General features: G+C 46.5%; 12 protein-coding genes. 11 read left to right on the top strand and 1 reads right to left on the bottom strand.

What is annotated here, in order from left to right; all coding sequences use genetic code 11:
• Positions 1-242: 242 nt before the first annotated feature.
• Entirely contained in the window at positions 243-1,436 is a 1,194-nt protein-coding gene (locus I2503_RS07115; protein ID WP_196967494.1) for a cation diffusion facilitator family transporter, read from the bottom strand.
• Between the two features lie 235 nt (positions 1,437-1,671).
• Here I2503_RS07115 and pcrA point away from each other — a divergent pair, with 235 nt between their 5' ends.
• The 11 genes from pcrA (at position 1,672) to I2503_RS07065 (ending at position 14,220) form a co-directional block, all read left to right on the top strand.
• Positions 1,672-3,933, top strand: a complete 2,262-nt coding sequence (gene pcrA / locus I2503_RS07110) for a DNA helicase PcrA (RefSeq protein ID WP_247644696.1) — start codon at positions 1,672-1,674, stop codon at positions 3,931-3,933.
• A gap of 9 nt (positions 3,934-3,942) precedes the next feature.
• Positions 3,943-4,821, top strand: a complete 879-nt coding sequence (gene truB, locus I2503_RS09645; RefSeq protein ID WP_247644695.1) for a tRNA pseudouridine(55) synthase TruB — start codon at positions 3,943-3,945, stop codon at positions 4,819-4,821.
• 12 nt (positions 4,822-4,833) lie between these two features.
• Positions 4,834-5,757, top strand: coding sequence for a bifunctional riboflavin kinase/FAD synthetase (locus tag I2503_RS07105; protein WP_196967493.1), 924 nt, complete (start codon positions 4,834-4,836; stop codon positions 5,755-5,757).
• The gene (locus I2503_RS07100; RefSeq protein WP_196967492.1) at positions 5,758-6,414 is read left to right on the top strand and encodes an antibiotic biosynthesis monooxygenase family protein; all 657 of its coding nucleotides are present in this window, start codon (positions 5,758-5,760) and stop codon (positions 6,412-6,414) included.
• A 96-nt stretch (positions 6,415-6,510) separates the two neighbouring features.
• A complete protein-coding gene (locus I2503_RS07095; RefSeq protein ID WP_196091863.1) occupies positions 6,511-6,930 on the top strand; it encodes a Spx/MgsR family RNA polymerase-binding regulatory protein in 420 nt (139 codons plus the stop codon).
• Positions 6,914-7,201: a UPF0223 family protein gene (locus tag I2503_RS07090; RefSeq protein WP_196091862.1), complete on the top strand. Its 288-nt coding sequence runs from the start codon at positions 6,914-6,916 to the stop codon at positions 7,199-7,201. Before I2503_RS07095 ends, I2503_RS07090 begins: the two co-directional genes overlap by 17 nt.
• A complete protein-coding gene (locus tag I2503_RS07085; protein ID WP_210766819.1) occupies positions 7,167-8,039 on the top strand; it encodes an inositol monophosphatase family protein in 873 nt (290 codons plus the stop codon). Before I2503_RS07090 ends, I2503_RS07085 begins: the two co-directional genes overlap by 35 nt.
• Positions 8,017-9,327: an RsmB/NOP family class I SAM-dependent RNA methyltransferase gene (locus I2503_RS07080; RefSeq protein ID WP_196967491.1), complete on the top strand. Its 1,311-nt coding sequence runs from the start codon at positions 8,017-8,019 to the stop codon at positions 9,325-9,327. The genes I2503_RS07085 and I2503_RS07080 overlap by 23 nt, the downstream gene beginning before the upstream one ends.
• 10 nt (positions 9,328-9,337) lie before the next feature.
• The gene (locus I2503_RS07075) at positions 9,338-11,884 is read left to right on the top strand and encodes a M1 family metallopeptidase (protein ID WP_196967490.1); all 2,547 of its coding nucleotides are present in this window, start codon (positions 9,338-9,340) and stop codon (positions 11,882-11,884) included.
• A gap of 286 nt (positions 11,885-12,170) precedes the next feature.
• Positions 12,171-12,848 carry a response regulator transcription factor gene (locus tag I2503_RS07070; RefSeq protein WP_196091859.1) on the top strand — a complete coding sequence of 226 codons (678 nt, stop codon included), beginning with the start codon at positions 12,171-12,173 and terminating at the stop codon, positions 12,846-12,848.
• A complete protein-coding gene (locus I2503_RS07065) occupies positions 12,835-14,220 on the top strand; it encodes a HAMP domain-containing sensor histidine kinase (protein ID WP_196967489.1) in 1,386 nt (461 codons plus the stop codon). The genes I2503_RS07070 and I2503_RS07065 overlap by 14 nt, the downstream gene beginning before the upstream one ends.
• Positions 14,221-14,529 lie beyond the last annotated feature (309 nt).

Raw genomic sequence — 14,529 nt, 5'->3', positions numbered from 1 at the left:
AGGGGAAATCCTTTTTTGTCTAGTCGAATGTTTCACCCAATGGGTGAAAAGCAGAACCTTCCAGAAACCCTGTGATCAATACGGTTTCTGGAAGGTTTTTAAGTTAGGTATGAATAATTTGGGTTTATCATTCGAAAATGAAAATAGCCTAGAATCAATACTTCTTAAGATGTGATTCTAAGCTATTCTTATTTGTTCACCCTTTTAAGTAGTGCGAAAAAGTCTTAGTGTTGTCCAAACTCCTATATCTCTTCCTCAATCTGCGTTTCCTGGTGGAAGATTTGTTGCCAGTCTTCGTGGCGACGCCAGATGGTGGTGTGTTGGTTGCCGTTGAGTTGGTAGGAGACGAGTTTTGTTTTTTGGCTGATGGATTTGACTTGGAATTTTTTGAAGGCCATTTCTTGGTGTTTGGCGGCTAGGTAGGCCGTGCGGTCTTGGATTTGGCCGTTTACGGGGATGTAGGTGAAGTCCTCGGCGACGTAGTCGTCGAGGTTTTGTCCGGCTTCGACCTGGCTTTGGTAGAGGAAGAGTTTTTTGAGGAGGAAATCCATGTCTTCATCTTCTGGGATGGGGGAGGGTTCGATGTGGATATCGATGTCGAAGACGCCGTACTGGTCTTGGAGTAGGTGCTCGACTTGGTCGGCAATGGTATGGCTCTCATAGACGGAGAGGTCAGGGTTCATGGCTAGGATGAGGTCTAGGTAAATGTGGCTGCCATAGCTGCGGCCGCGGATTTCTTTGACTTGGTCGATTTTGGGAATGGTGAGGATGCTCTGGGTGTATTGTTCGAGCAGGTCTTCGTTAAAGCCGTCTGAGAGGGAGAAGGTGGATTCTCGGAAGATATCGTAGGCGGTTTTGAGGATGATCATACTGATAAGGATGGCGATGATTTTATCAACCAGATAGAGTTGAAACTGGCTGGCTAGAATTGCCAGGCTGGTTCCTAAGGAAGTAAGGACGTCTGAGAGGTTGTCCAAGGCTGCCGCTTCCAGGGCCTTGGAGTGCACGCGCTTAGCTAGGTTCCGGTTGTAGAGGTAGACACCGGTCATGACAAGGGCGGAGAGGAAACCGACCCACATTGCTTGGGGGTCAAAGCTTTCTTGCTTGCCCTGAATGAGGTCCTGGATACTCTGGAAGAGTACCTGGAAACCAACCAGAAGCATAATCAGTGAGGTTATCAGGCTGGCTAGGTCTTCCATTTTCCAGTGTCCAAATTTGTGGTCTCGATCCGCAGGTTTTTGGGCTAGGCGGAGGCCGATGAGGACGGCGATATTGCCCAGAATATCGGTCATATTGTTAAATCCGTCGGCTGTGATGGAAGCGGACCCGAAGAGATGGCCAGCGATGATTTTGAAGATAGACAGTAGGATATAGGTTGCGATGGCCAGCAGGGCACCGCGTTCCGCCATTTTTAAATTCTGGGTTGGACTGGACATTGGCATTTCCTTTTTTCTTTTTTCAAAAAGTTTAACAAAAGGGGCTTGGAAATTCAATGGCCGAGATTGAAGGATACACTTCGAAAATCAAATGTTACCGTTGTCAGTTTCGCCTTGCCGTACTTTAGTACTGTCTGCGGCTCACTTCCTAGGTTCCATTTTGATTTTCATTGAGTATTAAAGGCGTCAAATGTTATAATGGGGAAAGATATTTTCACAACTACGAGGAGATAAGATGAATCCACTATTAGCGGGTATGAATGAACGCCAGGCGGAGGCGGTTCAAACAACGGAAGGGCCACTTCTCATCATGGCAGGGGCAGGTTCAGGGAAGACGCGGGTGTTGACCCATCGAATTGCTTATTTAATTGATGAAAAAATGGTCAATCCCTGGAATATTCTAGCCATCACCTTTACCAATAAGGCAGCACGGGAGATGAAGGAGCGGGCTTTCGCTTTGAATCCGGCAACCCAGGATACGCTGATTTCAACGTTCCACTCCATGTGTGTTCGCATCTTACGTCGAGATGCGGACCATATTGGATATAACCGTAATTTTACCATTGTGGATCCAGGGGAACAGCGGACCTTGATGAAGCGAATTCTCAAGGAATTAAACTTAGATCCGCAAAAGTGGAATGAGAGAGCTGTTTTGGGGACCATTTCCAATGCGAAGAATGACCTCTTGGATGACCGGGCTTATGAGGCACAAGCTAGTGATATGTATAGCCAGGTTGTTGCCAAATGTTATAAGGCTTATCAAAGTGAATTGCGTCAGTCAGAGGCCATGGACTTTGACGACCTCATCATGATGACTTTGCGTCTCTTTGATCAAAATCCGGATGTCCTGACCTATTACCAACAAAAATTCCAGTACATTCATGTGGATGAGTATCAGGATACCAACCAAGCTCAATACCAATTGGTCAAACTCTTGGCCTCTCGTTTCAAAAATATCTGCGTAGTCGGTGATGCAGACCAGTCCATCTATGGTTGGCGGGGAGCAGATATGCAGAATATCTTGGATTTTGAACGGGACTATAAAAATGCCAAGGTGGTTCTTTTGGAGGAAAACTACCGTTCAACCAAGAAGATTTTGCAGGCAGCCAATGAAGTCATTGTTCACAATAAAAATCGTCGTCCTAAAAAGTTGTGGACCCAGAATCCAGATGGTCAGTCTCTCGTTTATTACCGAGCAACCAATGAGCAGGAAGAAGCCTTCTTTGTAGCCAAAACGATCCGTCAGTTGGTCTTGGAAGAAGGAAAGAATTACAAGGACATGGCGGTGCTTTACCGGACCAATGCCCAATCCCGGACCATTGAGGAAGCTCTGATGAAGTCGGCGATTCCTTATACCATGGTAGGGGGAACCAAATTCTACAGCCGTAAGGAAATCAGGGATTTGGTGGCTTATTTGAATCTTTTGGCCAATCCCAAGGATAATATTAGCTTTGAGCGGATTATCAATGAACCCAAACGGGGGGTCGGGCCAGGAACTTTAACCAAGTTGCGGGATTTTGCTCAGCTCCAAGGCTTGTCCCTTTTTGAGGCAAGTAGCGACTTGATGTTGTCTCCGATTAAAGGGAAGGCGGCTCAAGCCATTGAAGACTTTGCGGTCATGATGAACCGTTTGCGACAAGATTTGGACCGGTTGACAGTGACGGAATTGGTCAATGTGCTTTTGGATGATTCAGGTTATCGTCAGAGTCTGGAAGCCCAGCGGACAGTAGAAGCTCAAAGCCGTTTAGAAAATATTCAGGAGTTTCTATCGGTTACCCAGTCCTTTGATGATGGAGAAAAGGAAGACAATGAGACAGGATTGGATCGTTTAGGGCGCTTCTTGGTTGATTTAGCTCTGAGCTCGGAAGCGGATGAGGGGGAAGTAGAGTTGGCTGAGGTTACCTTGATGACGCTTCATGCGGCTAAGGGATTGGAGTTTCCTTTTGTCTTCCTAATTGGCATGGAGGAAAATGTCTTTCCACTGTCTCGGGCTAGTCAAGATCCAGATGAGCTGGAAGAAGAGCGGCGTTTGGCCTACGTAGGCATTACTCGGGCGGAAGAACGTCTCTTCTTGACCAACGCCAACTCCCGCCTGCTCTATGGGCGGACGGGTTACAATAAACCAAGTCGGTTCTTGAATGAAATTTCTAGTGACTTATTGGATTACCAAGGCTTGGCCAAACCAGCCAATGCGAGCTTCGCGGTCTCCTATACCAATCAAGTTGGACAAAAATTTGGCCAGGGAATGAGTTTAGAGGAAGCGCTACGGATGAGAAAGCAAGCGGTTCAACCCAAGTCGCTTGGTGGTCAAGTCAAACAATCGAAAACATCTGCGACAGCCTGGGAAATTGGAGATCAAGTCTCCCATCGTAAATGGGGGCAGGGGACTGTTTTGGCTGTTTCCGGTTCAGGAGATGCGCAGGAGTTGAAAATTTCTTTCCCAGAGATGGGGGTGAAAAAAGTATTGGCAGCCTTGGCTCCCATTGAAAAACTGTAGGAGAGAGTCATGGAAGGAATTATTGCAGTGAATAAGGCGGCTGGTATGACCAGCCATGATGTAGTGGGCCGGTTGCGTCGTATTTTGAAAACCAAAAAGATTGGTCATGGAGGGACTTTAGATCCCCAAGTGACAGGCGTTTTGCCGATTGCAGTTGGGAAGGCAACCCGGCTCATTGAATACATGCAAGATGGTGGAAAGGTCTATGAAGGTGAGATAACTCTGGGCTATGCGACAACAACTGAAGATGCTTGGGGTGACATCGTGGAGCGCTCAGAAGTTCCTAAGGATGTTAACTCGGAGCTCATTGATCAGTTGATGGCGGAGTTTCAAGGAGAAATGGAACAAGTTCCTCCTATGTATTCAGCTGTCAAGGTCAATGGTCGCAAACTTTATGAATATGCTAGAGCTGGGGAGGAAGTTGAACGCCCAATCCGCCAAGTGACGATTCAAGAGTTTTCCCGCCAGTCAGACCTCCGTTGGGAAGAGGGGGTGCTTCGCTTTGATTTTCGGGTAGTCTGTTCCAAGGGGACCTACGTTCGTACCCTAGCTGTAGATTTAGGGAATAAGCTAGGTTTGGCTAGTCACATGTCCCGCTTGGTGCGAACCCAGTCAGCTGGTCTGACACTAGCAGAGTCTTATAGTTTGGAAGAGCTGGAGAAACTTGTCGAAGAAGGTCAGCAGACCTTCCTGCTTCCCTTAGAATATGGTGCTTCAACCTTGCCAGTCTATGAACTGAGTGCAGAAGAAGCTCAGGAATTGCAGTTTGGTCGTTGGATCAAGGCAGTCAATCAAGAGGAGCGGGTAGCAGCCTTTTATCAAGGGAAGTTAGTAGCGGTACTGGAGAAAAAAGGGGATTCTTGGAAACCTCATAAGGTTTTTGTCTAAGAAGGAGAAATTATGAGAAAATATGTCATTCAAGACTGGCGTGATATTGACCAGACAGAACCGACGATTTTGGTTTTGGGTTACTTTGATGGAATTCACAAGGGGCACCAGCAGCTCTTTCAAAGGGCTCGTCAGCTCGCTGATCAAGAGGGGTTGAAGGTGGCCCTGCTAACCTTCCCAGAATCCCCCCAACTGGCTTTTAGCCGCTTTCGTCCAGAACTTCTGCTTCATCTGAGCAGTGAGGTTCAACGCGAGGAACTCTTGGAATCTGTTGGAGTCGACCTCCTTTATCTGCAGGACTTCACCAGTGAGTTTGGGAGTTTAACTGGTCAGGAGTTCCTGGACACTTACGTTTCAGCCCTCAAGGCTCAGAAGTTGGTGGTTGGTTTTGATTATCATTTTGGGTGTGATCGACAGGGTGCTCAACTCTTGGCCAATTCCTTCCCCGGGCAGGTGGAAGTAATCCCTTCTTATGATTTGGACGGAAAAAAAGTCAGCTCTACACGTATTCGAGCTGCTTTGGCTGAGGGAGAAGTTGAGAAAGTGGCTGATTTACTAGGACGTCCTTACCAGACCTGTGGTATTGTGGTTCATGGGGATGCAAGAGGACGGACCATCGGATATCCGACAGCGAATCTGGCCCCCCTTGACCGAGTGCATATGCCAGCGGATGGAGTTTATGTGGTGGATGTCCATGAAGCAGGGCAGGTCTATCGTGGGATGGCTTCCGTAGGTAAGAATGTGACCTTTGAGGGCGATGAATTGCGCTTTGAGGTCAATCTCTTTGGTTTCTCAGCGGATATTTATGGGCACAGGTTGACCATTGATTGGTTGGGCCGCCTCCGTGACATGGTCAAATTCAACAGTGTACAGGCTTTGATTGAGCAGCTAGAAGAAGATGAACGCCAAGCTAAAGCGTGGAAGGAGCATAGTTAGATGAAACCAGTTATGAATTTGTTTCGAATCGCCATTCATTCTGAGGACAAGGATACTTTTTTAGGAGTCTTGTCTCATTTAGCCAAGTTAACCAAGGAAGTGGAACCGGGATTTCTAAGTCTTTTTGCTTTCCGGAGTCCCGATCAGGAGGATGTCTACTTGATATTGGAGGTCTTTGCTTCCAATCAGGCCTACCTGTCTTACCTCAATTCAGCAACGTATAAGGCCTATCAGGAAGTAACCCAACCCTTGATTCGGGAGCAGGCTTACATTCGGCTGGAAGGGCTAGTCCTCTTGGAAAAACTGAGTGATAAGTTGCCAGAATCCAGCTCTGGTCTACGCCTCTCTCTTTTCCAGGAGGAGCGGCCGAATCCTGAGGCTTTAGATCGTATTCAACGCTTGGCCCAGGACTATGTCCTAAAGCAAATGGGTCTTCACGCCTTTTATTTAGCCTATGATCAACAATCGCCTAAGGATTGGTACCAAGTGGAGATTTTTAGTGACCGTCAGGAAGAAAACCTGTTGGGGGATGAGGCAGGTTTTGATCATGCCCAGGTAACCCTCCGATGGGACCCAAAAGACTTGGTAGATTTTCCACTGGGAGTGGACGTGGTATCGACCCGTGGGGCAGAGCTGGTAGACCTCCTGGTATTTTGACGATCAATCTGATAGGCTTTTCAAAAAAAGACTAGGAATCCCCTTCCATTTTTGATAAAATGGATATAGTATGTAGGTTGGAAGGCGAATCTTACAATGATTACTTTATTCTTATCCCCCAGCTGTACCAGCTGTCGGAAGGCACGGGCTTGGTTGGAAAAGCACGAGGTGCCCTTTCAAGAGCACAATATTATGACCAGTCCTTTGACAGTAGAGGAATTGCGTCAAGTTTTGGCTTTGACGGAAAATGGGACCGATGATATTATCTCGACCCGTTCCAAAATTTTTCAAAAATTAAATTTAGATTTGGATGAATTGCCAATCTCCAAGCTCCTGCAGCTGATTGAGCAGAATCCCAGTCTATTGCGGCGACCAATTATCCTTGATTCGAAACGTCTACAAATTGGTTTTAACGAGGATGAAATTCGGGCTTTTTTGCCTCGGGACTATCGCAAGCAAGAACTAAAAGATGCAACATTGAGAGCGGAGATTGATCGACATGAGGAATCAGTATAGTTATCCGTTTGATGAAAGTTGGAGTACTGAAGAATTGGCTTCGGTGCTCTCTTTTTTCAATCGGGTGGAAGAAGCCTATGAGGGGGGCGTAGAAGCCCGCGATTTTTTAGCTGCCTATCAGAAGTTTAAGCAGGTTGTTCCTGGCAAGGCAGCTGAAAAGACACTAGGACGAGAATTTGAAGCAGTCAGTGGCTATTCTCTCTATCGGGCCCAGCAAGCGGCTAAGGAGCGTGGTTATGGAAAAATTAAACTGGAGATCCGCAGCAAGTAACATCGAAGGCCATTCGTCAGCCTCGCGGTCTCTAAAAGAACAGGTGCAAGCTCGCTTTGAGCTAGCTCAGGATTTGGTTCGGGAGGCGGGAGAGTTTGTAAAGAAGGAGCTAGCTCAGCCTCTAGAAGTCGCCTGTAAGAGTGATCGAACCGATTTGGTGACCAATCTAGATTTGGCGGTCCAAGATATCCTAATCAAGGGAATTTCACAGGTTTTTCCTGAAGATACGTTTTTAGCAGAGGAATTGGAGGAGCAAGCGGACGTCTTTAGCGGAGCGGTCTGGGTTTTGGACCCGATAGATGGGACCAATAACCTTGTGGCCCAGCAGGAAAATTTTGCGATTATGCTGGCATTTTTTAACCACGGTCAGCCCGGTTTTGCGTTTATTTACGATGTGATGGGCCGGATTCTCTTATCTGGAGGTGGTGTCCTGCCCGTTACCTGTAATGGTCAGCCCTTTGAAGGGCAGGCGGCTTGTGTTCGTGTCAACCAGTCCTTGGTGGCAGGGAATTCAGTCATGTTACGGGATAATGCCTTTGGTTTGGCGGATATTGCTAGGGATAGTCTTGGGGTACGGGTCTACGGCAGTGCTGGGATTAGCTTTCTCAAGGTTTTGCAGGGCAAGCTCCTGACCTATGCCTCCTACCTGCAGCCGTGGGATTACGCGGCTGCCTATGTTTTGGCCCCGGCTTTAGGCTACCGTTTTTTGGAGGCTCAGGGGCAGGCCCTTCATTTTCAGGGCAAGCAGCCTGTTTTTCTAGTCCCCCAACATCTAGAGAATTATTTTTTGGAAAAAATAAGAGGAGGTGGCCGTGATGCCTTTTCCGGCAGGATTTAAAGAGAAGTACCAGGAAATCTTGGGATCGGAAAATGCAGCCTTCCTAGCGACCTTTGAAGAAGAAGCTGTTTCGGGTTTTCGTGTCAATCCCTTAAAGGAGGCTATCCAGCTTCCGGAAGGGGCAGAAGCGATTCCGGATATGCCGTGGTCCTATTATGGAAAAGTATCAGGCAAATCCCTGCAACATGTCACGGGACAGGTTTATTCCCAGGAGCCAGCGGCTCAGATGGTTGTCGATGCAGCGGGGATTGAACCAGGCATGAAGGTCTTGGACTTGGCCGCGGCCCCGGGAGGCAAATCGACCCACATTTTGTCTTATCTCAACAATCAAGGTGTCTTAGTCTCTAATGAAATTTCTCCCAAAAGAGCGAAAATTCTAGTAGAAAATATGGAGCGCTTTGGGGCTCAAAATGCGGTGGTGACCAATACAGATGCACCGGCTCTCAGCAAGGTTTTTAAAGGCTTCTTTGATGTGATTGTCCTGGATGCTCCTTGCTCGGGCGAGGGGATGTTTCGGAAGCAGCCGGAGGCGATGGACTACTGGACTCCGGATTATCCGAGCCAGTGTGCCAGCCTTCAGCGAGAGATTTTAGAGGCTGCTGTCACCATGTTGGCTCCGGGTGGGCGTCTTGTCTATTCAACCTGTACTTGGGCTCCGGAGGAAAATGAGGAAATTGTGGCTTGGTTGCTGTCAGAATATGATTTTGAGTTGGAGCCAGTCCCGCTTAAAAATGGGATGGTTACAGGCTTGAATCAAACGGAGACTGCTCGAATGTATCCAAATCACTTCAAAGGGGAGGGACAATTTCTAGCCCGTTTGCATTATCGAGGGGAAAATAAGGCTAAGAAAAACAAGCCCCCTCGCAGCAATCTGAGAGCGGACCAAAAAAAATTGTGGCAAGCCTTTGAAAAAGAGCACTTGAAGGAAGACTTGCAAGGAGTCCTGCAAACATTTGGGGATGAGCTCTATCTTTTACCCGAGATCTTGCCAGCTCTGGAAAAAATTCGGATTGCGCGCAACGGGCTCCATCTGGGGACCTTTAAGAAAAAACGCTTTGAACCTAGTTTTGCCTTAGGCATGGCTCTGAAACCGAGCCAGTCTCAGAAAATTTATGAGTTACCAGAAGAAGAATTTCCAGTCTATGTAGCTGGCCAAAGCCTACCAGCCCATGGCAATCCGGAAAATGGCTGGTACCAATTGGTGTGTGGCCACAATGGTTTGGGCTTTGTTAAAATTAGCCAAGGGATGGTCAAAAACCACTATCCCAAGGGATTACGTTTTCAATAAAGGGGAAGTTATGACAGAATTACGACGTTTGTATCCAGCGTTTCAACCAGAACACTATGCTTTGGATTTAAGAATTGAGCGTAAAGCTCGCACTTTTAGCGGTCAGGTGACCATTCAGGGACACTTGTCAGGGAGTGACTTGTACTTGCACCAAAAGGACTTGGACATTCTTTCCATCGTGGTTGCGGGGCAGGAGCGTGACTTTGTCGTCGATCAGGAAAATGATTTGGTGACGGCATCTGGTCTTGAGGCTGGGGATGTTGAAGTTGTGGTCACCTATCAAGGGATCATTAACGACCGCATGACAGGTATTTACCCATCTTACTATCGTTTGGATGGACAAGATAAGGAAATCATTTCAACCCAGTTTGAGAGTCATTTTGCACGGGAAGCTTTTCCTTGTGTGGATGAGCCAGAAGCCAAGGCAACCTTTGATTTGACCTTGCGTTTTGACCAAGCAGAGGGAGAAATTGCACTTTCCAATATGCCGGAAGAGGAGCCGGGACGAGGCGTTGAGACAGGTGTTTGGACCTTTGAACGAACACCTCGGATGTCCACTTACCTCATGGCTTTCGGTATTGGTGACCTTCAGGGAATCACGGATCGCACGGAACGGGGAACCTTGGTTGGTGTCTATGCCAGCAAGGCTCATCCAGAGAGAAATCTTGCATTTGCCTTAGATATTGCCAAGCGTGTGATTGCATTTTACGAGGATTACTTTGATGTTCCTTACCCAATCCCTCAATCTCTCCACTTGGCCTTGCCTGATTTTTCTTCAGGGGCTATGGAAAACTGGGGCTTGGTAACCTATCGTGAAGTCTATCTTTTGGTGGATGCCAACTCAAGTTTCCATAGCCGGCAACAAGTGGCCTTGGTGATTGCCCATGAGGTAGCCCATCAATGGTTTGGAAACTTGGTGACGATGGAATGGTGGGATGACCTCTGGTTGAACGAAAGTTTTGCGAATATGATGGAGTATGTCAGCGTGGATCGTCTGGAACCGGGTTGGAACATTTTGGAAGACTTCCAAACAAGTGGTATTCCGCTTTCCCTTCGTCGGGATGCGACCGATGGTGTGCAATCGGTTCATGTGCAGGTTAACCATCCAGATGAGGTCAACACCCTCTTCGATCCTGCCATTGTGTATGCCAAAGGTAGCCGTCTCATGCACATGTTGCATCGGTGGTTGGGAGACCAAGTCTTCTCCAAAGGCTTGGGAGCTTATTTCCGTAAACACCAATATGGCAATACGGTTGGGGCTGACCTTTGGGCAGCCTTGGAAAGCGCTTCTGGAAAAGAAGTGGGAGCCTTCATGGAATCTTGGTTGGAGCAACCGGGGTATCCGGTTGTGACCGTTTCTCTAGAGGGCGATGATCTTGTTCTGACCCAGGAGCAATTCTTCTTGGGACAAGGTGAAGATAGGAATCGCCTCTGGCATATTCCACTGAACAGCAACTGGCAGGGTTTGCCGGATATGATGACCGAGAAGACCTTAGTGATTCCAGGCTATGCGGACTTGGCAGCGGCTAATGAGGCTGCGGGTGCCCTTCGCCTGAATGATGGCAATACAGCGCATTATATCTGTGATTACCAAGGTCAGGTGGGAGCAGCCCTGTTTGAGAATTTGGCTGATTTGGATGCCATCAGTCGTTTGCAGCTGATCCAGGAGCAGCAATTATTGGCAGAAGCGGGTCGAATTTCTTATGCTTCCTTGATTGCTTTAATGGAGAAATGGCCAGAGGAGAAGGCCTTTATCGTTCTATCCGCCTGGGCTAATGTCGTCCGTGCTTTGGCTCGCTTCCTCGAAGAAGATAAGTCCGCACAAGCTGCCTTGAACCAGAAAGTAGCCCAGCTCTTTGGACCGTCTATCGAGTCCTTGGGCTTGGAGCCAAAAGCTGGTGAGGCAGAGCAGGATGAATTGGTTCGCCAAGTGGCCTTGGCCCAATTGGTGGAAGCTGGTGATGCCCCAGTCATGGCAGGAGTTGCAGCCCTTTATGAACAGTATAAGGACAATTTGGAGGCGACACCTGCTTCCATCCGTTCCCAAGTGTTGGTCAACCAAATGAAGTCGGCTGAGTCAAAAGAGTTGGTAGAACGCTACCTTGATTTGTATCAAAATGCAACCGATGGAACCTTCCAGCGGCAATTGGCAAGTGCTCTCTCCTATGCTCAAAAGGAAGAACATTTGCAAGAGCTGCTATCAAAATGGCAGGATAAATCGGTGGTGAAACCACAAGATTTGGCCCTTTCTTGGTACCGGGCTTTCTTGCTTCAAACCAAGGCTAGTCCTCTGGCTTGGGAGTGGGCTTGTCAACATTGGGACTGGATTGTGGATGCCTTGGGAGGAGATATGTCCTTCGATAAATACATCATCTATCCGGCCAATAGTTTCCATCGTCGGGATCAATTGCAGGCTTATAAGGATTTCTTCCAACCGAAAGTGGAGGATATGGCCATGCAGCGGAATATTCTTATGGGGATCAATGAAATTGAGGCGCGTGTCGCCTTAATGGAACGGGACCAAGCACAAGTATTGGCAGCTCTTAAAGGATATTAGGATTTTTTAAGTTTCCGCAGTTAAAATAGGGATGGAATACGTAACTAAATTAAAAATAGAACACTCGAAAAAATTCAAAGAGATGATTCGGAAAGCCGATGACGGTTGTTCAACAGGTCTGGGAGACCTGTTGAATACTATCGATAAAACGCGTGCAAAGCAGGCAATCAATAAGTTCACCGTCAGGATTGACAAGGTCAGAATTTGAATTTTGATGAGTAGAAGAACAACAGGAAAAGGCTTGGAACCTATACAGGCTCCAAGCCTTTTTGAAAGAGGGGAAGTTATGATTAAGATTTTGTTGGTCGAAGATGACTTGAGCTTATCCAATTCGGTCTTTGATTTTTTGGATGACTTTGCGGATGTCATGCAGGTTTTTGATGGAGAAGAAGGTCTCTATGAGGCGGAATCTGGAATCTATGACCTCATCCTTTTGGATTTGATGTTGCCAGAAAAAGATGGTTTCCAAGTTCTCCAAGAATTACGAGAGAAGGGTGTCACAACTCCTGTTCTGATCATGACAGCCAAGGAAAGCTTGGAGGACAAGGGGCATGGATTTGAGTTGGGAGCAGACGATTACCTAACCAAACCCTTCTACCTTGAAGAGCTGAAAATGCGTATTCAAGCCTTGCTTAAGCGTTCAGGGAAGTTCAATGTCAATCAGCTGACTTATGGAGACATTGAAGTCGATCTCAATACCAATAGCACCAAAATGGCAGGGAAGGATGTCGAACTGTTGGGGAAAGAATTTGATCTCCTAGTCTACTTCCTACAAAATCAAAATGTGATTCTGCCCAAATCCCAAATTTTTGACCGAATCTGGGGCTTCGATTCGGATACCACCATATCTGTAGTTGAGGTTTATGTGTCCAAAATTCGGAAGAAACTTAAAGGTAGCGATTTTGCAGAACACTTGCAGACGCTTAGAAGTGTAGGATATATTTTGAAGCATGAAGAAGGTTAGAGAAAAAGTTAAATCCGCTAATTTTCCCTATTTTATTCGCTATGTTACCGTTTTTACATTGATTTTTGGTGCAATGACCTTGCTGATTCTTCAGATCATGCGATCCGGTATTTATGGTTCCGTTGATGCGACCTTGAGAAATTATAGTCAGAATTCTGAAGCGACGGTTTTAGCTGCCCTACGCTCTTTAAATGATTACACAGAGAATGTTGCAGGCATTGAGAAGGATCTTAAAAACATTGAGGCCCCACTTTCAGCGAATTCAGAAGTACTTTTGTTTAATGAAAATGGGGAAGTCCTATCGACGAATAGCCATTTGGTTGATACTAGCAATCTCACCTTGGATGCTAAGAAAAAATTTCATCAGATTCGTCAGGTTGAAATGAAAACAACCTTTGGAAAAAAAGAAAAATTCCGTGAAATCTGCTTTCCCCTAGAGCTGGCACAACCCATTGAGGGGATTGCCTACGCAGCAGTTTTAATCAATACCAGCCAAATTGAATCGACAAACCAAAGCAATGAGAAAACGGTTATGATGGTTCTGTTTATTTTCTGGTTGATTTCAATTCTCGCTAGTTACTACCTGGCTAAATTAACGATGGCCCCGCTGTTAGATAGTATGCAGAGACAGAAAACCTTTATTGAGAATGCCAGCCATGAGCTCCGCACGCCACTAGCTGTTCTCCAAAATCGCTTGGAAGGACTCTTCCGCAAACCCCAAGCAACAATCTTGGATGAAAGCGAATCTGTTGCGGCTAGCTTGGAAGAAGTTCGGAATATGCGTAAACTGACGACCAACCTCCTGAGTATGGCTCGTCGGGACGATGGAATCGATCCTGTTTTTGAGACAATTGATACCAAATTTTTTGAAGATATTCTGGAAAATTTTGCCCTCGTTTCCGAGGAAAATGGAAAGGATTTCCAGTCTATTAATGAGTTTCAAGGCCAAATTCAGTCGGACAAGGTTTTGTTAAAGCAGGTTCTGACCATCCTCTTTGACAACGCCATGAAGTATACGGAAGAGGACGGTCAGGTTGGAATCCGTCTCTTCCCTCAAGACCGTAATGGAGATTTAAGGATTCAAGTCTGGGACAATGGAATTGGAATTCCTGACACCGAAAAAGCTCGCATCTTTGATCGTTTTTACCGCGTCGACAAAGCTCGAACCCGCCAAAGTTCTGGCTTTGGTCTAGGTCTCTCCTTAGCTAAACAAATCACTGATGCCTTGAATGCAGATATCCAAGTCAGGGATAACAACCCTAAAGGAAGTATCTTTGACCTCACCCTCAGTAAAGAGGGCAAAAAACGCTACGGTGGACGCAGGAAGGCGAAGAAAGAAAGTAAAAATAAAGAGAATAACAAAACAGGTTAGGGTGGTTTCCTAACCTGTTTTGTACTATGCTGTTGAAATTTACCATCTCAAAGGAACGTCGTTATATTTGGGAAATGGGATGGGGAAAATGACAGATTCTTTTTTGTAATTTTGAGCTAAGGAAAATAGACAATTATACTCAGAGTGAAAACTTGAAAAAAGAAAAAAGCTCCCAGGGAGCTCAATGTCATTAAGTTAAGACCTAGAATTTAGAATAAGACCACATTTGAAAGCTCATAATTACATCAGACTTTCAAATGTGGTCTTTTTGTGCACGCCAAATAAAGGTTTTTGTGACCTTTTTTAAAA

The organism is Streptococcus sp. NLN64 (genome assembly GCF_015831295.1).
GTDB lineage: Bacteria > Bacillota > Bacilli > Lactobacillales > Streptococcaceae > Streptococcus.
Note: the sequence above shows the minus strand (reverse complement) of the source record. Positions and strands in the feature narration are given on the sequence as shown.